The 21,252-nt window shown below is 62.6% G+C and carries 19 protein-coding genes and 1 pseudogene; 4 read left to right on the forward strand and 16 right to left on the reverse strand.

All coding sequences use genetic code 11. The features are described 5' to 3' along the window. Position 1: 1 nt before the first annotated feature. From CQ12_RS02895 to CQ12_RS02925, 8 genes are all read right to left on the reverse strand, one after another. Positions 2-448, reverse strand: a complete 447-nt coding sequence (locus CQ12_RS02895) for a FixH family protein (protein WP_057833908.1) — start codon at positions 446-448, stop codon at positions 2-4. A gap of 71 nt (positions 449-519) precedes the next feature. After that, positions 520-1,983 (reverse strand): cytochrome c oxidase accessory protein CcoG, encoded by a 1,464-nt coding sequence (gene ccoG, locus CQ12_RS02900; protein WP_057833857.1) that lies wholly within the window; start codon positions 1,981-1,983, stop codon positions 520-522. A 99-nt stretch (positions 1,984-2,082) separates the two neighbouring features. Further along, positions 2,083-2,955, reverse strand: a complete 873-nt coding sequence (gene ccoP / locus CQ12_RS02905; RefSeq protein WP_057833858.1) for a cytochrome-c oxidase, cbb3-type subunit III — start codon at positions 2,953-2,955, stop codon at positions 2,083-2,085. Positions 2,956-2,962: 7 nt separating this feature from the next. Then, the gene (locus CQ12_RS02910) at positions 2,963-3,127 is read right to left on the reverse strand and encodes a cbb3-type cytochrome c oxidase subunit 3 (RefSeq protein WP_057833859.1); all 165 of its coding nucleotides are present in this window, start codon (positions 3,125-3,127) and stop codon (positions 2,963-2,965) included. A gap of 27 nt (positions 3,128-3,154) precedes the next feature. Then, a complete protein-coding gene (gene ccoO, locus CQ12_RS02915; protein ID WP_057833860.1) occupies positions 3,155-3,889 on the reverse strand; it encodes a cytochrome-c oxidase, cbb3-type subunit II in 735 nt (244 codons plus the stop codon). 11 nt (positions 3,890-3,900) lie between these two features. Continuing rightward, a complete protein-coding gene (gene ccoN / locus CQ12_RS02920) occupies positions 3,901-5,520 on the reverse strand; it encodes a cytochrome-c oxidase, cbb3-type subunit I (RefSeq protein ID WP_430642177.1) in 1,620 nt (539 codons plus the stop codon). 539 nt (positions 5,521-6,059) lie between these two features. Next, positions 6,060-6,200 carry a hypothetical protein gene (locus CQ12_RS44840; protein ID WP_198164055.1) on the reverse strand — a complete coding sequence of 47 codons (141 nt, stop codon included), beginning with the start codon at positions 6,198-6,200 and terminating at the stop codon, positions 6,060-6,062. Positions 6,201-6,293: 93 nt separating this feature from the next. Next, the gene (locus tag CQ12_RS02925) at positions 6,294-7,007 is read right to left on the reverse strand and encodes a Crp/Fnr family transcriptional regulator (protein ID WP_057833909.1); all 714 of its coding nucleotides are present in this window, start codon (positions 7,005-7,007) and stop codon (positions 6,294-6,296) included. A gap of 190 nt (positions 7,008-7,197) precedes the next feature. On the opposite strand from CQ12_RS02925, the gene CQ12_RS02930 reads away from it, so the two are divergent. Then, positions 7,198-7,515, forward strand: coding sequence for a c-type cytochrome (locus CQ12_RS02930; RefSeq protein ID WP_057833862.1), 318 nt, complete (start codon positions 7,198-7,200; stop codon positions 7,513-7,515). 41 nt (positions 7,516-7,556) lie between these two features. Here the strand turns inward: CQ12_RS02930 and CQ12_RS02935 are convergent, their stop codons facing one another. Genes CQ12_RS02935 through CQ12_RS02945 form a run of 3 tightly spaced genes read right to left on the reverse strand, consistent with a single transcriptional unit; the run spans position 7,557 to position 10,577 of the window. Then, a complete protein-coding gene (locus CQ12_RS02935) occupies positions 7,557-8,660 on the reverse strand; it encodes an ABC-type transport auxiliary lipoprotein family protein (RefSeq protein WP_057833863.1) in 1,104 nt (367 codons plus the stop codon). Positions 8,661-8,664: 4 nt separating this feature from the next. Then, entirely contained in the window at positions 8,665-9,438 is a 774-nt protein-coding gene (locus CQ12_RS02940) for an ABC transporter ATP-binding protein (RefSeq protein ID WP_057833864.1), read from the reverse strand. Between the two features lie 2 nt (positions 9,439-9,440). Next, the gene (locus CQ12_RS02945; protein WP_057833865.1) at positions 9,441-10,577 is read right to left on the reverse strand and encodes an ABC transporter permease; all 1,137 of its coding nucleotides are present in this window, start codon (positions 10,575-10,577) and stop codon (positions 9,441-9,443) included. A 285-nt stretch (positions 10,578-10,862) separates the two neighbouring features. Here CQ12_RS02945 and CQ12_RS02950 point away from each other — a divergent pair, with 285 nt between their 5' ends. From CQ12_RS02950 to CQ12_RS02960, 3 genes and pseudogenes are all read left to right on the forward strand, one after another. Then, positions 10,863-11,288 carry a hypothetical protein gene (locus CQ12_RS02950; protein WP_057833910.1) on the forward strand — a complete coding sequence of 142 codons (426 nt, stop codon included), beginning with the start codon at positions 10,863-10,865 and terminating at the stop codon, positions 11,286-11,288. A gap of 2 nt (positions 11,289-11,290) precedes the next feature. Continuing rightward, positions 11,291-13,883 (forward strand): annotated as a pseudogene (locus CQ12_RS02955) (cation-translocating P-type ATPase). 26 nt (positions 13,884-13,909) lie between these two features. After that, complete coding sequence (locus CQ12_RS02960) at positions 13,910-14,749, forward strand: universal stress protein (protein WP_057833866.1); 840 nt, start codon at positions 13,910-13,912, stop codon at positions 14,747-14,749. A 58-nt stretch (positions 14,750-14,807) separates the two neighbouring features. Here the strand turns inward: CQ12_RS02960 and CQ12_RS02965 are convergent, their stop codons facing one another. The 5 genes from CQ12_RS02965 to CQ12_RS02985 form a co-directional block, all read right to left on the reverse strand. Continuing rightward, positions 14,808-17,501, reverse strand: coding sequence for a bifunctional acetate--CoA ligase family protein/GNAT family N-acetyltransferase (locus CQ12_RS02965; RefSeq protein WP_057833867.1), 2,694 nt, complete (start codon positions 17,499-17,501; stop codon positions 14,808-14,810). Between the two features lie 103 nt (positions 17,502-17,604). Next, the gene (locus tag CQ12_RS02970; RefSeq protein WP_083519102.1) at positions 17,605-19,461 is read right to left on the reverse strand and encodes a PHA/PHB synthase family protein; all 1,857 of its coding nucleotides are present in this window, start codon (positions 19,459-19,461) and stop codon (positions 17,605-17,607) included. A gap of 13 nt (positions 19,462-19,474) precedes the next feature. Further along, complete coding sequence (locus CQ12_RS02975; protein ID WP_057833912.1) at positions 19,475-19,843, reverse strand: hypothetical protein; 369 nt, start codon at positions 19,841-19,843, stop codon at positions 19,475-19,477. A 163-nt stretch (positions 19,844-20,006) separates the two neighbouring features. Beyond that, on the reverse strand, positions 20,007-20,840 hold the full coding sequence (locus tag CQ12_RS02980) for a universal stress protein (RefSeq protein WP_057833868.1): 834 nt from the start codon (positions 20,838-20,840) through the stop codon (positions 20,007-20,009). Between the two features lie 171 nt (positions 20,841-21,011). Beyond that, positions 21,012-21,227 carry a hypothetical protein gene (locus tag CQ12_RS02985; RefSeq protein ID WP_057833869.1) on the reverse strand — a complete coding sequence of 72 codons (216 nt, stop codon included), beginning with the start codon at positions 21,225-21,227 and terminating at the stop codon, positions 21,012-21,014. Between the last annotated feature and the right edge of the window lie 25 nt (positions 21,228-21,252).

Raw genomic sequence — 21,252 nt, forward strand, 5'->3', positions numbered from 1 at the left:
CCTAGTTCAACAGCACGCGGTTTCTGGACAGGAACATCCGCTGACCCGACGCCATGCCTTCGAGCACCAGATCCCACTGGCCGGGTGCGATGGTCTCCGCGCTGCCGCGATAGATGCCGATCCCCACTTCCGCGAGCGCGACCGGCAGATCGGCCCGCCGGTCAGTCGGCCGCTCGAACCGGCCCTGGAATTTCAGGCCGGACATCGGCTTGCCGTCATGGTCGCGGGCCTCGACCTGCAGCGTCGCGCCACCCTGCCCGCTGCGCTTGACATGGGCGTCGACCTTCCACTTGCGCGCGCTCTGGGCCTGCGCGGTGGTGATTTCCTTCTGATAGGCAAGGCTGGCAGCGTAGGCGCTGTCGACCTCGGTGCCCGGCAAGGTCTGGATCGCAAGCCGCATCATCAGCAGGTTGACCCCGATCACGACGCCGAAGAACGCCACCATCATCACGAACACCATGCGCCCGGTGATCGGTCTCGGCTTCTGCGCCCTGCTCATGTCAATGCTCTCCGGAAGTGTCATGGCGACACGAAATGGTCGGTAGCGGTGGCAACTTCGCCGAGCCCGATATCGGTCACGCGGAAATTCACCGGAACGGATTTGGCCGGATTGCTCTCCGCCGGCGCCGTCACCAGCATCCGCAGCTCGGTGGTGGTGTCGCGCGCCAGGATGATCATGGGCCGATCCTGCGTCACGGAATCGGCGCCGACGACATGGAGTGTGGCGTTGACCGGGCCGTCGATGTCGATCGCGATGACGCGGTCGAAGCCGCGCTTGTTCAGGAGGCGCACGGTATAGGCGTTACGGATCGATCCGTCGGCAAGCTTCACCGCGACCGGATTGCGGTCATGCAGCACGTTGATGTCGAGCAGCGACCGCGTCAGCAGCGCATAGAGCATGACAGCGCCGACGGCCGCGATCAGGGCGGCATAGGTGACGGTGCGCGGCCGGATGATCCGGTAGATCGGCGGCTTGCCTTCCTGCCGCCGATGAATGTTGATGTCGTTGTCGTAGCCGATCAGGCGGGTTTCCCGCCCGATCTTGGTCATCACGGTGTCGCAGGCATCGATGCAGAGACCGCATTGAATGCAATCGAGCTGCGGCCCGTTACGGATATCGATGCCGGTAGGGCACACGGCCACGCACTGGTAGCAGTCGATGCAATCGCCGACCGGCTGGCCGAGCGCGCGCAGTTCGTTGGCTTTCTTCAGCGACGTGCGCGTCTCACCGCGATCGTATTTGTAGGTGACGTTGAGCGCCCATTCATCGGTCAGCGCCGCCTGGATGCGCGGCCATGGGCACATGTAGACGCAGACCTGCTCGCGCATGAAGCCGGCCAGCAGATAGGTCGTCGCGGTGAGAATGCCGATCCAGATATAGGCGATCATCGGCGCCTGGAAGGTGATGAGCTGCTTCACCAGCGTCGGCGCATCGTTGAAATAGAGTACCCAGGCGCCGCCGGTCCACCAGGCGATCATCAGCCAGATCGAGTGCTTCAGCAGGATCTCGGCAAAGCGCTCGAGCTTCATCGTGCCCTTGGCCGCATCCTTGCGCATGCGCTCGCGCCGGTCGCCTTCGATCAACCGTTCGATGGCGTAGAACAGATCGGTCCACACCGTCTGCGGGCAGAGATAGCCGCACCAGATGCGGCCGCCGACGGCGTTCATCAGGAACAGCGTCAGGGCAGCGATGATCAACAGGCCGGTGAAGTAATAGACTTCCTGCGGCCACAGCTCGATGAAGAAGAAATAGAAGCGGCTGTTCGGCAGATCGACCAGCACCGCCTGGTTCGGGGCGCCGAGGCCTCTGTTCCAGCGCACGAACGGCAGCAGGTAATAGACGCCGAGGCAGAACGCCATCAGCCCCCATTTGGTCCGGCGAAACGTGCCGGAAACGCTCTGTGGATAGACTTTCTTCTGCGCCGCATAAAGCGGCGCGTCCTCGTCAAGCTGCAGGTCGGTCGGGCTCACGGGTTTGTTCATCGCCGGGTTGGTCTCGTCTCGGGCGTTCACTCTAGAGCCGGCCCCGGAACCCCATTTGATCCATCTCAAACAGAACGGCGACGCCGCATCGCCCGGCCGCTATTTGCCTCCGCCGAGCGAGTGGACGTAGACCGTCAGCGCCTTGATCGTGGAAGGATCGAGCCGGCCGACCCAGGCGGGCATGACGCCGGCGCGGCCGCTGTTGATGGTTTCCACCAGCGAAGCCTCGTCCGATCCGTAGAGCCAGATCTTGTCGGTCAGATCGGGCGCGCCGAGTTCCTGGTTCCCCTTGCCGTTGTCGCCGTGACAGGAGGTACAGTTTTCCGCAAAGATCTTCGCACCGGCGGCAGCATCGTAACCCGCGGCCGTCGGCAGGCCGGATAACGACCGGACATAATTGGCGACGGTCACGATCTGGTCCTTCTTGAGGACGCCCTCCTTGCCAAATGCCAGCATGGCGCTCTCATGCGCCTTCGGGTGCCCCGAGCGGGCGCCAAACTGGATCGTCTGCATGATCTGGTCGAGGCTGCCGCCCCACAGCCATTCGTCGTCATTTAGATTGGGATAGCCCTTGGCCCCTGCCCCGCCGCTGCCGTGGCAAGGAGCGCAATTGTCGCCGAACACCGTTTTGCCGCGCGCACGAGCCAGCGCCAGCAGCGCCGGATTCTTCTCGATCTCCTCCAGCGAGGCGTTGCCAAGCGCCACCATCTTGTCGCCGCGGATCTTTTCCAGGTTGGCAAGCTCGGCGGCGACCTCGGCGCGGGTGGAGTAATTCCAGATACCGGTCGTATGGCTCCAGAGCAGCGGCCATGCCGGATAGACGATCCAGTAGCCGACCGCCCAGAGGATGGTCAGGTAGAAGGTGGTCAACCACCAGCGCGGCAGCGGCGTGTTGAGCTCCTTGATGCCGTCCCACTCGTGACCGGTGGTGGTTCTTCCGGAAACATGATCGAGATCGCCGTGTTCGGTCATGATCGTATCACTCCTCACGCAAAGGCATTTTCGCCGCTTCGTCGAAAGCGGCCTGGTTGCGCGGCCAAAGCGCGTAGGTCAGGATGGCGATGAAGATTCCGACGAAGATCGGCGTCCAGAACGTCGTGACCAGATCCGACGCAAAGTTATGGACCGTGAGGATTGCTTTCATCGTTCTGCTTTCTCAGCGAAGGGTTGCTCAGCGAAGATTTGCTTTTTCATTGTAAAGTTTGAAATCGACCAGCGTGCCGAGCATCTGCAGGTACGCAACCAGCGCATCCATTTCGGTCGGCGCGCCGGCTTTGCCGTCGAAATTGCGGGCAACAGCCTTCGGGTAGCGCTTGGTGAAGGCATCCACGCCGGCATTGTCGGGATCGGCCTGCGCCTTGAGATCGGCGATGGCATTGGCCACCTGATCGTCCGTATAGGGCACGCCGACGGCACGGTTGGTGCGCAGATGGCCGGCAACGCTGGCCTCGTTGACTTCCGTCTGCGACAGGAAGGCGTAACCGGGCATCACCGACTGCGGCACGATCGCGCGCGGATTGTTCAAATGCGTGACGTGCCATTCGTCGGAATACTTGCCGCCGACGCGCGCCAGATCGGGACCGGTACGCTTGGATCCCCACTGGAACGGATGGTCGTACATGCTCTCGGCCGCGAGCGAGTAGTGCCCATAGCGCTCGACCTCGTCGCGCAGCGGCCGGACCATTTGCGAGTGGCAGAGGTAGCAGCCCTCACGGACATAGACGTTGCGTCCGGCGAGTTCGAGCGGCGTGTATGGCCTGATGCCGTCGACCTTCTCGATCGTGCTCTTGAGGTAGAACAGCGGGGTGATCTCGACGAGACCGCCGATAGCGATCACCACCAGGATTCCCGCGATCAGGACGATCGAGTTCTTTTCGAAGATTTGGTGCCGTGACCAGAACGACATTTCAGCGCTCCTCATTCCGCCGGCTGAAGAGCGACAGGCGACTGCACTTCCGCTTCGCCGACGCGCACCGTCATCCAGAGATTATAGGCCATGATCAGCGAGCCGATCAGGAACAGCCCTCCCCCAGCGGCACGGATGATGTAGAAGGGATGCATCGCCTCCACGGTTTCGATGAAGGAATATTCGAGGAAGCCGAGCGAGGTGTAAGCGCGCCACATCAGGCCCTGCAGGATTCCCGACACCCACATCGCCGAGATGTAGAGCACGATGCCGATGGTCGCGGTCCAGAAGTGCCAGTTGACCAGCTTCAGGCTGTACAGCCCCTTGCGATCCCACAGCCATGGAATCAGGCAGTACAGCGCGCCAAAGGATACGAAGCCGACCCAGCCCAGCGCACCGGAATGCACATGGCCGATGGTCCAGTCGGTGTAGTGACTGAGCGAGTTGACGACCTTGATCGACATCATCGGTCCTTCGAAGGTCGACATGCCGTAAAAGGCGACCGACACGACCAGCATGCGCAGCACCGGATCGGTGCGCAGCTTGTCCCACGCTCCTGAGAGCGTCATCAGGCCGTTGATCATGCCGCCCCATGAGGGCATCCACAGCATGATCGAGAACGTCATGCCGAGTGTCTGCGCCCAGTCCGGCAGTGCCGTGTAATGCAGATGGTGCGGACCGGCCCAGATGTAGAGGAAGATCAGCGACCAGAAATGGATGATCGACAGCCGGTAGGAATAAATCGGCCGCTCGGCGCGCTTCGGAATGAAGTAGTACATGATGGCGAGGAAGCCGGCGGTCAGGAAGAAGCCGACGGCGTTATGTCCGTACCACCACTGGAACATGGCGTCCTGGACACCGGCCCAGGCCACGTAGGACTTCGAGCCGAAGACCGAGACCGGCACCGCGGGATTGTTGCCGAGATGCAGCACGGCGATGGTGACGATGAAGGCGAGATAGAACCAGTTGGCGACGAAGATATGCGGTTCTTTCCGCTTGATGATGGTGCCCAGGAAGACCAGCAGGTACACTACCCAGACGATCGTCAGCCACAGATCCGCATACCACTCCGGCTCGGCATATTCCTTGGATTGGGTCACGCCGAGCAGATAGCCGGTGCCGGCGACGAGAATGAAATAGTTGTAGCCGATGACGACGAACCAGGGAGCGAGATCGCCGGCCAGGCGTACGCGGCAGGTCTTCTGCACGACGTAGAGCGAGCTTGCGATCAGCACGTTGCCGCCGAAGGCGAAGATGACGGCCGACGTATGCAGCGGCCGCAGGCGGCCGAAGCTGGTCCATGGCAGATCGAAATTGAGCGAGGGCCAAGCGAGCTGGGACGCGATCAAGAGTCCGACCGCAAATCCCGCGATGCCCCAGATCACCGACATGACGGCCGAGAACTTGATCGGGCCCATGTTGTAATTGGGCCGGCCGTTGATTTCCTGCGGCGGCAGCGACGGGCGGGCAAAATACCGATTGCCGATCGCAATGACCGCCCAAAGGCTGGCGGCCGACGACAGCGCGGCATGGAACGCAAACGCGGTATCCTGCGCCATGGCCACGGCGAGCAGGCACAAGAATGCGGTTAGCGAAAAGACCGTCACCAGACCGGCCTCGCCAAGCGTCATCGATTTTGCGGTTGAAGATGGGTTCATGAGCTAGCTTCTCTGCTGCGGATGCCGGCCTCACTGATCACAGCCCCGCGATCGGGAGATTGATCGAAATCAATCTTCTCGCTGTTTTGCGCCGCCTGTCGTCGATCGGACTGGACGCGCGAATTCAGCAGCAAGATGGGCCAATCGACAGGCAAGCCTGCGTTGCCTTGGCGCGCTCCGAAGCGACATCGGCCTCGCCCGGGCGTCCCTTCGAGTCAGTCGAAGGCCCACAGCATTCCGGGTGGGAGAGACCAGCATCCGGCGCCGTCTGTGTAAGCCCGGCGCGAGCGGTGACGTTTGAGCACCTGAACCAGGTGACCATTGTGCGCCACTGGCGACCGACGGCGGCAGCCAATCTTCCCGCATCGGCGGTCATGATTGTCACGACTAGACCTCGATGATCACGCGCGACCACAATTCAAGGTCGCGCCCTCTGCGTTGACATGGATCAAGCAAGATCAGACAGCTTGCTGGATCGCGCCCTGTCGGCGCGGGTACGCGGATCGGCGCTATCAGAACGCGCGGCGCTTGACGTCGGGGCGTCCGGCAAATTGTCTCGGCCGGGTCTGCTGATCACCCCAGAACAGTACCCCGGCAAACACCACGAACACCGCGACGACGAAGACGGTAACGATCAACGAATCGGCTGGCATGCGGCTGATCTCCTGTTATGGCGGCAGCATGCACGCGGACCTCGATCGCGGCTTTGATCAGGATCAAGTACACTGCGATCTACGCGTGATTTCTCATGCCGCAGCCATGGCGGCGGCCCGGCCCGGGTCGAGCAGGCGGACACCACCCGCGACGATGATGAGCATCTTCTCGCGCTCGAACCGGGTCAGCGTCCGGCTCACGGTTTCGATCGTCAGCCCGAGATAATCCGCGATATCCTGCCGGCTCATCGGCAGCGCAATGGTCTGGCGCTCGTCGCCGATATGGGCCAGACGCTTCCGCCAGCCGACGAGGAAGGACGCCACTTTCTCCTCCGCGGTCCGACGGCCCAGCAGCAGCATCTGCTCCTGCGCCAGCATCAGTTCCCGCGCCGCGAACTCGTTGATCCGAATCAGGAAGTGCGGCCTCTGCGCGATGAAATGCGTGAACGCTTCCCTGGAGAAACGACATAGCGTGACGGAATCGACGGCATCCGCCGAAAAACTGTAGCGATCGGACGGCGCCATCCCGAGAAAGTCGCCCGGCAGCGCGAAGCCGACGACCTGACGCCGCCCATCCGGCAGCAGCTTGTACAGACGCGCGACGCCTGCCGCCACGTTGTGAACCGACTGCGCGAGTTGACCCGCCGTGAACAGCGCTTCATTGGGAGCGAGATGAACGTGGCGGGCGATCCGCTCGAACTCGACAAGGTCGGACTGGTCAAGCGCGCCGCAGATGCTGAACGAGCGTACGGTACAGGCCGAACAGCGGCCGAAACTTGCCCGGTTTGGAGAGATGGTTCGTATCATTTGCCGCTGTCCGTTCATACGTGGATTGAAGCCCACCCCCTGATCATGGCCGACGCCCAGGACCTCGGAGATATAGTTCATTGCAGCTGATACGGCGTGGGCTGGTTGATCCAGGTCAAATTCGCCGACGATTAACCCTTCACAATAGGAACCGGCGCGAGAATCCATTCGCTATGGAGTTGGAGCTGCGATGATCGGACGAATCCTGATGCCACTGGCATTCACGTTGATCTCGTTGATGCCGGCAGCGGCTGCTTCACCTCAGGAGCAGCGCGGCAAGACCTTTGCGCTGAACAATTGCGCGCGCTGCCATTCGATCGACAAGGTGTCGCCAAGCCCGCTGAAGATCGCGCCGCCCTTCCGGACGCTCCACAAGCGCTACCCCGTCGAAGCACTGAGCGAAGCGCTGGCTGAAGGCATTCAGACCGGCCACCCAACGATGCCAGAGTTTCAGCTTGACCCGGACCAGATTGGCGACCTGCTGGCGTATCTGAAGACGCTCGAATAGACGGGGCTCGCCCTCAGGTGTGCGAGCGAGCAACGCCTCGCCTAGTTCACCTGCACCGTCCACGCGATCATGTCTTTCGCGATCCGGCCGAACGCTGCGCTGAACGCAGCAACGGCTTCGGGCGGAGTGACGGAAGCAAACGTCTCGCTTTGCTCGAACAGCCGCGAGGAGACGACCTTGCCGTTCTTGTCGACGACCCTCGCCGACAAACCGATCTCGGCGGCCGGCCCCTGTTCGACGGCGATACGGAACCGCCTGACGTCGATCAGCAACTGGAATTCGGTCTGCGCGATGTCGGCCATCCGCAGCGGCGCATGCGCGATGTCATAGTTCTCAAAACTTTCGATCAGCCGCGCCTGGATCAATTTCGGCAGCGCATCGGCCCACATCGCTTCCGCGAAGCCGGGATACTCCTGCGCCGGTGAGAACAGGAAGCGTTGCGTCTCCAGCATCGCAATTGCCGTCGGCTCCGGAATCGCCCATTGCACGTTGATGACCTTGCTCGCCGGTCCCGTATTCTGCAGCGCGGCGAGGTGATAGGTGATCTTTGGCGGCGGACTGGTGACGCCGGTCATCCGTTCGAGGCCGGCGACAATGCCATCGAGCTTGCCGGTATTGCGCGCCAGCCCTTCGGAAAACACCTTGAAGTTCGAGATCGTGTCCTTCAACGCCTCCGAATTCTCCGAGAGCACGCTATCCACCTTGCGAAGCGCGTCGCGCGCGGCCTGCGTCATGCCCTGCCCCGCGCCCGACTCGGCGACCAATGTCGGCACCGGGCCGCTTTGCGCGACCTGCGCTCCGCCTTCGAGTGCGACCACGGGGACGCCGGTCAGGCCCTGAAATTCCAGGCCGACCCTGGTGTCGGCGCGGACCGGCGTCGTTGAAACGACCGAGATAGTGGCATTGACGCCGCGCGGATTGCCGGGGGCGAGCCCGAGTTCCGTCACTTCGCCGACGCGGATGCCATTGAACAGCACCGCCGCCCCGACGAGAAGGCCTGGAACGGAGCCCTCGAACTGCACGCGATAGCTGGACCGTGGGCCAAGGCCGCCCGTATTCTGCAGCCAATAGACGAACCCGAAGACGGCTATGATCGCCGCCATCACGAAGGCACCGACGATGACGAAGGGAGCGCGGGTTTCCATCTGATTAGCTCGCTCTGGGCTGAAGCATCTGCGAGCGCTTGCCATGGAAATAGGCCCGCACCCAGGGATGCTCGGATTGAAGGAGTTCGTGCATCGGTCCGATGGCGACGATCTTGCCGTCGGCCAGCGCCGCGACGCGGTCGCAGACGGTGTTGAGACTGGCGAGATCATGGGTGACCATGAACACCGTCAGTCCCAGCGTTTTCTGCAATGTCTTGATCAGCGCGTCGAAATCGCCGGCGGCGATCGGATCGAGCCCCGAAGTCGGCTCGTCGAGAAATACGATCGCCGGATCGAGCGCGAGCGCGCGCGCCAACGCCACGCGCTTGGTCATGCCGCCGGACAGCTCGGACGGAAACTTGTCGCCGTCCTCCGGCTTTAGTCCGACCATTTCGAGTTTGGCGGTGGCGATCTCGTCCATCAGGCCTTCAGAGAGCACAAGGTTTTCCCGCAACGGAAACTGGATGTTCTGCCGTACCGTGAGCGATGAGAACAGCGCGCCCTGCTGGAACAGGATGCCCCATCGCCCGGCCGCGCTCCGCGTGGCGCGATCGTGATTGATCGGCGACCCCATCACCTCGATCTCACCGCCCTGTCTGGGGATCAGCCCGATGATGGTCCGCATCAGCACCGACTTGCCGCCGCCGGACGCGCCGACCAGGCCAAGGATCTCGCCCCGGCGCACGTCCAGCGCAAGGTGATCGATGACGACATGGCGGCGGAAGCCGACCACGAGATCGCGCACCCGAATGGCAAACTGGCCGGACGTGCCCTGCATCGCTACATTCCGATCGAGGCAAAGAACACCGCGAACAGCCCGTCGAGCACGATCACCAGGAAGATCGATTTGACGACCGAGGTGGTGGTCTGTTTGCCGAGCGACTCCGCGCTGCCCTTCACGCGCAGGCCTTCGCTGCAGGCGACGATGCCGATCACCAGCGCCATGAACGGCGCCTTGATGATGCCGACTTCGAAATGGGTAACGGAGACGGCGTCGTGCAATCGCGCAAGGAAGATCGACGGCCCCATGCCGCCATAGAACCAGGCCACGAGCCCGCCCCCGTAAAGTGCCGCCATCGCGCCGATGAAACTCAGGATCGGCAAGGCGAAAACCAGCGCCAGAATCCGCGGCAGCATCAAAACCTCGATCGGGTCGAGGCCCATGGTCGAGAGCGCGTCGATCTCCTCCCGCATCTTCATTGAGCCGAGTTCGGCGGTGTAGGCGCTCCCGGAGCGCCCGGCGACCATGATGGCGACGATCAGCACGCCAAGCTCGCGCAGCACGAGAATGCCGACCATGTCGACGACGTAGGAATCCGCACCGAACTTGCGAAAATGAAAGATGCCCTGCTGGGCGATGATGGCGCCGATCAAAAAGGTGATCAGGACGACGATGGGGATCGCCTGCCAGCCGACGCGGTAGAGCTGGTAGGTCAGGGATGTCAGCCGCAACGATCGCGGCCGGCGCAGGACGCCCACAAGCGCCATGCATAGCGAGCCGAGCATCTGCAGGAATGCAGCGATGTCTTCGCTCGCACCAATGGTGGCGCGGCCGATGCCATCAAGCTTCGCCACGACCGGATTGCGTACGGGAGCTGGCGCCAGCGTTCGCCGGTTCACCTGGCGAAGCTCGTCAAGCAGGCCAGCGTAGTTTTCGGCGATGCCGACGACCTCGGCGCGGTGACCGGCAGAAGTCGCCCGCCGCGACATCTTTTCCAGCAACCAGGCCCCGAGCGTATCGAGTTCGCGCACGCCGGCCATATCGACCTTGACTGCCGTGGCGCGGTCAACCTGCGGCGCGACGTCGCCGGAGAGCCGTTCCAGCGCGGCGGCATTTGCCGCCGTCCAGGAACCGCCAGGACGCAATTCGAGAACATCGCCAGACAGCGTGTCCGTTAACAAGGTGGCAGTCGGCAAAGCAGCATTCCCCCACTCGCAGCAAGTTCGTCCTACGCGGTGCTCGGCTTGCCCACGTTGACTTGCCTCAAGTCGCTACTCCCAGGCGCGGTGGCGCAGTTGACCCAAATCAAGTGACGATGATGTCACTTTATCTAGAGTTGGACCGACACGTGGCGACGAGAACGAGGAGAGACGAGCTTGCAGCTCAGGAACGAGATGTCGTCCTCTTGTGTACACGGCAGAGCCGAATTGACCGCGGCGGTGTTCACCGCCTCATGGCAGAGCACCAAGGAGCCATCCGAAATGTCCAAGACCAGATCCAAGCCCCAGCCGAAGCCGATCCTGAACGCGTCCTTGCCACCGCAGTTCCGGCAATTCCGATTGGCATTGGCTCGCGAGCCCGGACGTCCCGAAGGCGATGCCGACATCGCTTATATCATCGTGGCGCCGCTGGATTCGGAGGACCGCATCGATGCAGGACTGTGGCGCAAGCATCGCGATGCCTGCCGGGTGGTGCGCCAGCGCCCGGACCAGCGGGACAAGCATGGTCACCTCGTTCACCGCCCCGGCGGCGGCTGGGCTTTCCACTATGACGAAGGCGAGACTGGTCTGCCTGACGCAGTCGGCTATCACTTCGCGGACGAACGCTTCGTCGTCGGCGAATATGTCTCTCTCAACGAAGGTGGCAAGATGCACACCTATCGGGTGACAACGATATCGTATCTCTGACGATGAAACAGCTTTCCGGCCTCAGTGAAACCGAGGCGGCGGCGCGACTGCAAGCCGAGGGGCACAACGAACTCCCCCAACCCGATCGACGCACGCCATTTCGAATTGTGGTCGAGGTGCTGCGCGAGCCGATGCTCGCGCTGCTGCTGGTCGGCGGCTTGGTCTATCTCGCGCTCGGCGACCTGAAAGAGGCGATCATCCTCGCCGCCTTCGCGACCATGTCGATCGCGATCACCGTGGTGCAGGAAACACGGACCGAGCGCGTGCTGGAAGCGTTACGGGACCTGACGAGCCCCCGCGCGCTCGTCATCCGCGACGGAGAACGCAAGCGGATTGCCGGCCGCGACGTCGTGCGCGGCGACCTCATCGCTCTTTCCGAGGGCGACCGGGTGCCTGCCGACGCCGTTCTCCTGCAATGCAGTGATCTGCAGGCCGACGAGTCGACCCTGACGGGCGAATCGGTGCCGGTTCGCAAGGTCGCCTGGGACGATCGCACCGGATCGGGACCACACCGTCCGGGCGGCGATGACCTGCCGCAGGTCTTCTCCGGCTCGCTGGTGGTGCGGGGCTCCGGGCTGGCGGAAGTAACGGCCGTCGGAACGCAAAGCGAGATCGGCAAGATCGGTCAATCGCTAGTCAAGCTCGAGACCGAGCCGCCCCGCCTACAGGCGCAAACCCGGCGCGCTGTCACCCTGTTTGCCGTGCTCGGCGGCGGCGTGAGCCTGCTCGCGGTTCTGCTCTACGGACTAATGCGTGGCGGGTGGCTGGATGCAGTGCTGGCCGGCATTGCGCTCGGCATGTCGATGCTCCCGGAGGAATTTCCTGTCGTCCTGACCGTCTTCATGGCCATGGGTGCGTGGCGAATTTCACTGGCGCGCGTGCTGACGCGGCGCGCGGCGGCAATCGAGACGCTGGGCTCGGCCAGTGTTGTGTACCGACAAGACGGGTACCCTGACCGAGAACCGGATGACGATCGTCGAGCTGAGGCTGCAGGACGACACCATTCTTCGTCCCGCTCACGATAGGGAGATGCCGGGAGCATTCCGGACACTGTGCGACTTCGGCCTGCTCGCGAGCGCGCCGGAGCCGTACGATCCAATGGAGCGGGCATTCCATGTGCTCGCGCGCGAGCGGCTGACGGCGGCTTCGTATCAGCACCCGAACTGGAAGCTCGTTCACGCCTATGGTCTTCGCCCCGACCTGCTCGCCGTGACGCATATCTGGCAGGCCGATAGCTCGCGACAGGAGTACGTCGTCGCCGCCAAGGGCGCACCTGAAGCAATCGCCGCTCTTTGCAAGCTGAGCACCACGGATCGCGCCGCGCTGACGCAATCCATCGATGCAATGGCTGCCAACGGTCTGCGCGTGGTGGGCGTCGCGCGCGCCACGCATATTGGCTCGGCCTGGCCGCTTTCACCGCATGAATTGACGTTTGAGTTCCTGGGGCTGGTCGGCCTCGCCGATCCACTCCGCCCCAGCGTGATCGGGGCGGTTCGTGAATGCCAGTCGGCCGGTATCAAGGCCGTGATGATCACTGGCGATTACCCCGCAACCGCAAAGGCGATCGCCCATCAGGCCGGGCTTGCACGCGGTGAACTCATCACCGGCGCCGAGCTCGATAAGCTGAGCGAGGCGGAGTTGGCAACGCAGGTGGAAACGGCAAGCGTTTTCGCCCGGATCATGCCGGAGCAGAAGCTCCGCATTGTCAATGCCTACAAGGGCAATGGCGAGGTCGTGGCGATGACCGGCGATGGCGTCAACGATGCACCTTCCCTGAAGGCGGCTCATATCGGTATCGCCATGGGCGGCCGCGGAACAGACGTGGCACGCGAAGCCTCAGCAATCGTTCTTCTCGACGACGATTTCGGTTCGATCGTCAAGGCGATCCGCCTCGGCCGGCGCATCTACGACAATTTGCGCAAGGCAATGAGCTTCATTCTGGCGGTTCATGTACCCATCGCAGGTCTGGCGTTGCTGCCATTGCTGTTCGGCACCCCGCTCCTGCTCGGGCCCATCCATATTGCCTTCCTCGAAATGGTTATCGATCCCGTCTGCTCGCTGGTGTTCGAGGCCGAGACCGAGGAAGAAGATGTCATGCATCGGCCTCCCCGCGCGCCCGACGAACCGCTGTTCTCATGGGCGCTGATCGGCTGGAGCGTGTTGCAGGGCGCGACTGCGTTCGTGCTCGTGGCCGTCATCTACGTCATGGCACTGCGCTCGGGCATGCCGGTGCCGGAAGTGCGCGCGCTGACGTTCTTCTCGCTCGTCGTGGTGATCGTCAGTCTGATCCTGGTCAATCGCTCCTTCAGTCCGTCGCTGCTGACGGCGTTTCGCCGGCAAAACCGGACCCTGACCGCGGTGCTGGCCGTTGTTGCCGCCATTTCGGCTCTCACGCTGCTTTGGCCCGCAGCAAGCAAGCTATTTGCATTTGGACCGCTGCACGCCGACGACATCGCCCTGACGCTCGGCGCAGGATTGATGGCGCTGATCATCCTGGAAATGCTCAAGCCGGTGCTGCGCCCACGGCTGCAATCCTGGAACCGGAAAATGCAACCCCTTGCGCTGGATCAAACGCGCAAATCCGCGGGACGCTAGGTTGTCTTCCGAAACAGGAGAATCCCATGGCGTTCAAGGACATATTGCTGACACTGACGAGTTATCCCGAGCCGACCCCCGTCGCGGTCATGGAGGAGGCCGTCTCCATTGCCGCAAGCCTCGGCGCTCATCTTGCCGCCGTCGCATGCGAGGTACACGTTGAAATACCCGGGCATTTTCTTTCCGGCTCGGTAGCAAATATCCCCGGCCTTATTGCCGGCGAAGCCGAAAAGAGCCGCAAGAACGCCAAAGACATACTGGCTGCTTTCGACGCCGCTGCGAACAAGGCCGGCATTCTTCACGAGACCTATCTCGAGCGATGCCCGACCTACGCGGTACCGGACATGCTGGTCGACTATGCAAGGCTGCGCGATCTCACGATCGTCCCGGTGCCGGAAAATAGTGACCAGTGGTATGCCGAGCAGGTGATATTCGGATCCGGCCGGCCCACTCTTGTCCTGCCCGAGGGCCCTCACCCCCGTCCCTTCCAGCTCGGAACAGTTGCGGTTGCCTGGGATTTCAGCCGCGCTGCCGCCCGCGCGGTTTCGGATGCGCTGCCGCTGCTGGAGAAAGCGAAGAAGGTGCGCATCGTAACCGTCAGCAACGAGAAGAAGCTCGCTAACAAGCATTCGGCCGAAGAACTGGCAAAGAACCTGGCCCGCCACGGTATCGATGTGGTGCTGGACAAAGTCGACGCCGCGGGGCGAGGGATCGGCGAGGTTTTGGAAGCCTACACGGTTTCGCAGAAGATCGACGTCCTCGTGATGGGAGCCTACGGGACCTCGCGTTGGCGCGAGTTTATCCTGGGCGGCGCCACCCAGACCCTGCTGTCAAAGCCGCCCCTTCCGATCATGTTCTCGCATTGACACTCAACCGTTGCCGCGCGCGGCGTCATCGCGCCGCCGCGGCAAGCCCAGGCAACGATTAGAGCGCCAGCCTGACGTTGCAAATGTCGTGCTCGACCGGGTCTGTCTTCACCTCAAAGCCGAGGCTGCGGCACATCGCCAGCATGACCGTGTTCTCGGCGAGTACGTCGCCGGAGATGGCTTTCAGTCCTTCCGACTTCGCGTATTCGATGATCAACTGCATCAATACCCAGCCGAGGCCCCTGCCCTTGAGGTCCGAGCGCAACAGGATCGCATATTCGCCACTCTCGTAAATCGAGTCGGAATGGATCCTGACGACGCCGACGAGTTCATTGGTCGCTTCGTCGAACGCGACAAAGGCCATCGCCCGGGCGTAGTCGAGCTGGGTCAGGCGGGCGATGAATTCGTGGGAAAACTCCTTCATCGGGGCGAAAAATCGCAGCCGCAGATCGTGCATGGTGACGTGCTTCAGCATCTCATGGATCAGCGGCTCGTCCTCGGGCCGGATCGGACGAACGAATACGCGCCAGCCGTCCTTGACCTCGATGTGGCGCTGCCATTGCGAGGGATAAGGCCGCACCGCGAAATTCGCAGGCCCCGAGCCGCGGAACTTGCGCTCGACCTGACCGATCACGACACGCGCATCGACAGCGAGCACGCCCGCTTCATCGGCCAGCAGCGGATTGATATCGAGCCCTCGGATTTCCGGAATATCGGCGGCCATTTGCGCGAGCTTGACCAGGACCATCGCCACCGCATCCTGTTTCACCGCCGGCACGTCGCGATAGGCGTGGAGCAGCCGGGAGACGCGGGTGCGCTCGATCAGGCTGCGCGCCAGTTGCAGATCGAGCGGCGGCAGCGCCAGCGCCTTGTCGTTGATGATCTCGACCGCCGTGCCGCCGCGGCCGAACACCACGACGGTACCGAATGTCGGATCGTCGGCGAGGCCGAGAATGAGTTCGCGCGCCTTCGCCCGCACCACCATTGCCTGCACCATCACGCCCGAAATCCGCGCCTTCGGCCGCAGCGATCGTGCCCGCGTCAGGATCTCGCTCGTTGCCTTGCGCACGGCATCAGCGCTGGTCAGGTTGAGCACGACGCCGCCGACATCGGATTTGTGCACGATGTCGCGCGACATGATCTTGAGGACGACGGTCGACCCCTTCGCAAAGATCGCATTCGCATGCGCGACCGCCTCTTCGGCATCGGCGGCGGCGAAGGTCGGTACGGCCGCGATATCGTAGGCGTCAAGGAGCTGTTTCACCTCGATCGGATCGAGCCACGAGCGATCATCGTCCAATGCCGCGGTCACGATCTTCCGCGCCGCATCCACATCGGGCGCAAACTCGCTCGGCATCGCCGGTGGAACCTGCGCCAGTGCCTCCACGACTTCGCGATGCCGGACCAGATGCATGAAGCCGCGCACCGCGTCGTCCTCGGTCAGATAGTTTGGAATGCCGGCGTCACTGAGCACCTTGCCGATCGACGGTTCGGCGCCGACCCAGACCGCGAGCACCGGTTTGGGTAACCTGCGGCGTTCGGCGCGGTACTTCTGGACCACGCCGGTCACGGCTGCGGCGATCTCATCGGCGCGCGCGATCGCGGTCTGGACATTCATGACAAGCACGGCGCCATTGTTTGCATCGGCCAGCAAGGCCTCCAGCGCCAGGGCATAGCGCTCGGCATCGGCGTCGCCGATGATGTCGACCGGGTTGGACTTCGACCATGTCGGCGGCAGCACCGCGTCCAGCCGCTCGTGCGTTTCCGGCGAGAGCTGGGCGGAGATGCCGCCGAGTTCGGCCAGCCGGTCGATCGCGAGAACACCTATGCCGCCACCATTGGTCAGGATCGCCAGCCGCTTGCCGGGTGGGGATTTGAGGCGTCCGAGCGTTTCCGCGCAGTCGAACAGTTCGCGCAGATCGGAGACGCGCAGGATGCCGGCGCGCTGAAATGCGGCATCGTAGACGGCGTCTGCCCCGGCCAATGCGCCGGTATGCGTTGCCGCCGCCCGCGCGCCTTGCGCCATGCGGCCCGACTTGACGACGACGACCGGTTTGACCCGGGCGGCGGCGCGGGCTGCTGACATGAACTTGCGGGCATCCTTGATCGCCTCGATGTAAAGCAGAATGGCGTGGGTCTTTTCATCCAGCGCGAAATAATCCAGCAGATCGGCGATATCTACATCGAGCTGGTCGCCAATCGAGACAATGCCGGAGAAGCCAACGGACCGCTGCGCCGCCCAGTCCACCATGCCAGCGGCAATGGCGCCGGATTGCGAGATCAGCGCCAGATGTCCCGCGACCGGCATATGTGCTGAAAAGCTGGCATTGAGGCTGACGCCCGGCATCATGATGCCCAGGCAATTAGGACCGATCAGCCGCATGCCGTATTTCTGCGCGGCCCGTTCCGCTGCCTCCGCCAGCGAACCCGAACCATGGCCAAGTCCGGCACTGACAATGACCGCGCCTGCCGCGCCGCGGCGGCCCGCTTCATCGATCAGGCCCGCGATAGTGCGAGCCGGCGCGGTCAGGACAACGAGTTCCGGCGCGAACGACAGTTTTGCAATGCTGTCGACCGTCGCGACACCATCGATCTCGGGATAGCGCGGATTGACGAGGCCGAATTCGCCTTTGAATTGAGCTTTACGAATATTGTTGAGAATGGCGCGGCCGACCGAGCCGTGACGGGGACTGGCCCCGACCAGTGCGACGGAATGCGGCGACAGCAGATTGCGCAGACGATAGGTGGACATCGTTTTCCAGTGTCGGTAGGTCGCTGCCCTTCGCGCGGCAGGTTAACCCGGAACGGTCGCAGCGTGATGACAAATCGCACTCGGCTTGGCGACTGGATCCGCGTCAATGGCGAACGTAGTCGCCGGGCGCCTCGGGCAAGTGCGCGGCCTGCGTGGCTTTGGTGCCCATGCGCGGCGGCCCGGATGGTTCTCCGGATCGTCCAGAGAGCCACTTGGTCCATTCGGGCCACCACGATCCTTCGACCGCCCGCACCATGGTCCGCCATTCATCGGGACCGACATATCTGGCATCCGCTGCCTTGGTCCTGATCCGGTACGTATGCCCTTCTTCGCCCGGAGGAGCCACGATTCCTGCATTATGGCCGCCGCTGGCGAGAACAAAGGTCACATCGGCATCGACCTGATAGTGGATCTTGTAGACGGACTTCCACGGCGCGACGTGATCGCGAACGGTGCCCACCACGAATATCGGCGTATGTATGTCCGATAGCGAAATCGGTTTGCCCTCGACGAGGTATCGTCCGCCGACAAGGTCGTTGTTGAGGAACAGTTTGCGCAGATATTCCGAATGCATCCGGTATGGCAGGCGGGTGGCATCGGCATTCCAGGCCATTAGGTCGCTTGGCGCGGCCCGCTCCCCCATCAAATAGTCGCGCGTTAGCCGCGACCAGATCAGATCGTTGGAGCGCAGCAACTGGAATGCGCCCGCCATCTGCGTGGTATCCAGCACGCCCCGCTCCCACATCATGTCCTCAAGGAACGCGACCTGGCTTTCGTTGATGAACAGCGTCAGTTCACCGGCCTCGGTGAAGTCGGTTTGCGCAGCCAACAGGCTGATCGACTTCAAGCGCTCGTCGCCGTTGCGCGCCATGGTGGCGGCAGCGATCGCGAGCAGCGTTCCGCCGAGGCAATAACCCAACGCTTGCACTTGCCTATCAGGCACAATACTGCCGATCGCATCGAGCGCCGCGTCAACGCCCATCTTTCTATAGTCGTCAAATGCGATGTCGCGATCACCAGCCTCCGGATTACGCCACGAGATCATGAAGACGGTGAAGCCTTCGCCGGTGAGATATTTGACCAGCGAGTTCTGCGGCGACAGATCGAGAATGTAGTATTTCATGATCCAGGCCGGCACGATCAGAACCGGTTCCGGATGAACCTTGTCGGTGGTCGGATAATACTGGATCAACTCGATCAGCTCGTTGCGGAACACGACTTTGCCGCGTGACGTGGCGACGGTTTCGCCGACGACAAACTCTCCTTTTATGACCGGGCCGAGACCCGCCGAAACCAGGCGTGTCCAGTCGCTCCAGAAATTCTGGCAGCCGCGCAGGAAATTGCCACCGCCGCTCTCCAGCATTCGCCGCAGCACTTCTGGATTGGTCGCGGCGAAATTGGAGGGCGACATCACGTCCAGCATTTGACGGACTGAGAACTCGACGATTGCCTCGTTCTGCTTCGAGACACCGCGCATGCCCGTGGTTGCGTTGTGCCACCATCGATCGGCGAGCAGAAAGGCCTGGGCCATCAGGTTGAACGGTGCGAGTTCCCACTCTGGCCGGCCGAAGCGTTTGTCCTGCAGCTGCGGTTTGATCAGCGACCATGGCCCCTGGCCAGGCGAGAAGAAATGCTGCGACGCGTCGAACAAGTGCCTGGTGTCTAGCAGGGCTTGCTGCGCGATCTCGATCTGCCGCTGCGGCGCCGCGGCCAGGTGCAATAGCCAATCCATATAGGCCAGCGACAGTGCGGCTGGCGAAATGCCGCCGCTCAGGCGTGCCAGCATGGCATGCAAGGCGCGGTCGGCTTGATATGTCTCGGTGCTATCAGCCCCCCTCAACGCGGGAACCTGCGGTTCGACTGCTGCTGCCGGCTGCCGGCCATCGCTCTGCTCCGCTGAACGGGGATGAAGCGGCAGGACGGCGACTTCCGCCGCCGGCAGGGTCGATTTCCGATCCATGCTGGTTGACCGATCAGTTCAGAGAGCGGCCATTGATCAAGTTCGACGTGGCCGCGATCATCCGCTCGCCATGCTTGAATAGCCGGGCGGAGTCGCGGCGGAAGAAGTCGAGCTGATGCTGGCCGCATTCCTGGCACATCGTCTGGATGTCTTTTACGGAATGCGCGGCGGCCATTTTCGCGACGAACTCCGTGCACAGATGCATCTCGGTTCGCGTTCGCTCCAGCATCTCATCGCCCAGAAACACCCATTCCTCGAACATCATCTTCTGCGCACCGAGCATGAACTCCAAAGCGCCCTGGTTGAGCTTGGTAGCTTCGGCTTCCCCACTTGCGACGGTCGGGAAGTAACCGGAAGCTACCCGCTCAGACAGTTCTGCCATGACAATCTCCGATCTCCAGGTTTTCGCCGAGATGATAGTGACCGGCTTTGGGTCTAACATTGAGGTGCATCAAACTGGCGTCATTGCGACGCCAGCCGCAGCCGAAAGACATGCGACGAGGAACTCACACGGACAAAAGGTCACACGCCGTTTCCGTCCGAGATCAGTGCGACATCAGCACCGGTACGGTCATGCTGTCGAACATGCTGCGCGTGACGCCGCCCAGAATTCGCTCCTGCAATCGTGAATGGCCGTACCCACCCATCACCAGGAGACCCATATTGCTTTCGGCCGCGATCGACAGGATCGCGCCCTGGACGGCACCGCGATCCACCGTCAGCCGTTGCACCCGGGCCGCAATGCCGCGCCGCCCCAAATGCGCGGCAAGTTGGTCCGAGGACGCTTCGCTCTCCTCCTCATTGACCGCAATCACGGTCACGGCATTCGCGCCCATCAGAAACGGCATCGCATCGCGCAACGCGCGGGCCGCAAGGCGGCTGCCGTCCCATGCGACGCCGACGTTATGGGCGTCGAGTGGTCCCTTGTGGATATAGGGAACCATCAGCATCGGCCCGCCGGAATTGAACAGGATCTGCTGCGGAATCTCGTTGTCGTAACTGGCTTTCGAGGGGTCGGGCTGCAGCACGATCGTCATGTCGTAGAGCCGGGCAAGCGTGCTGATGGTCCGCCCGGCGTCGGCGGGAATTGTCGCGAAGCTCCTGACGCCGTAGGCGATTTTGGCGAGCTTGGCTGCGATCTCGAAGATGGCGATCGCGGCGTTCGCTCTTTCCTGGGCGCGATCCTGTTCAGCCCCCATGACGGCTCCAACAGCGGCGGCGCCGCCCTCGACGATCATCCCGACGGCACTCCGCGATTCATAGCCGATGGCAACCGCGTCGAGATGCGAGCGGCGTGCGACGGTCAGAGCAACAGCGACGTCGATCACCGGTCGCATCTGACGCTCGGAAGGAATATGAACCAGAATGTTCCTGAACATCGCCGTCCTCCCACACCTTCGCGGGGCGCTGACGGCCCCGTCCCGATCATGCCGGTAAAGATAAACGATGGACGGAGGGCCGAGTTTGACCCACATCAAGCTCGAATTGGGTCCATGTCTGTCAGGAATCGAATGCGAGATCGCGCGCCGCGGCAAATGGATCACGCCGTGCTATCGCGGAATGATCTGCAGTTCCATTAACGCCAGTCGTTGCAAGACCACCGGATCGTATTCTCCGTCGCGAGCGGCGCGTAGGATCGCCTCCGCAATAGCCTGAACGTGGCTGGAACTGACCGGCTCGGGAAGCGAAGCCACCGCGGCATCAAACGCCGCTTCCATCACCGAGATGATCTCGGGCGGGAAGGACGCATTTGCAAAATCCTTCATGGCGGTAAAAAGGGAGCGGCTGCCA

This window comes from Bradyrhizobium jicamae, assembly GCF_001440395.1.
Taxonomy (GTDB): Bacteria; Pseudomonadota; Alphaproteobacteria; order Rhizobiales; family Xanthobacteraceae; genus Bradyrhizobium; species Bradyrhizobium jicamae.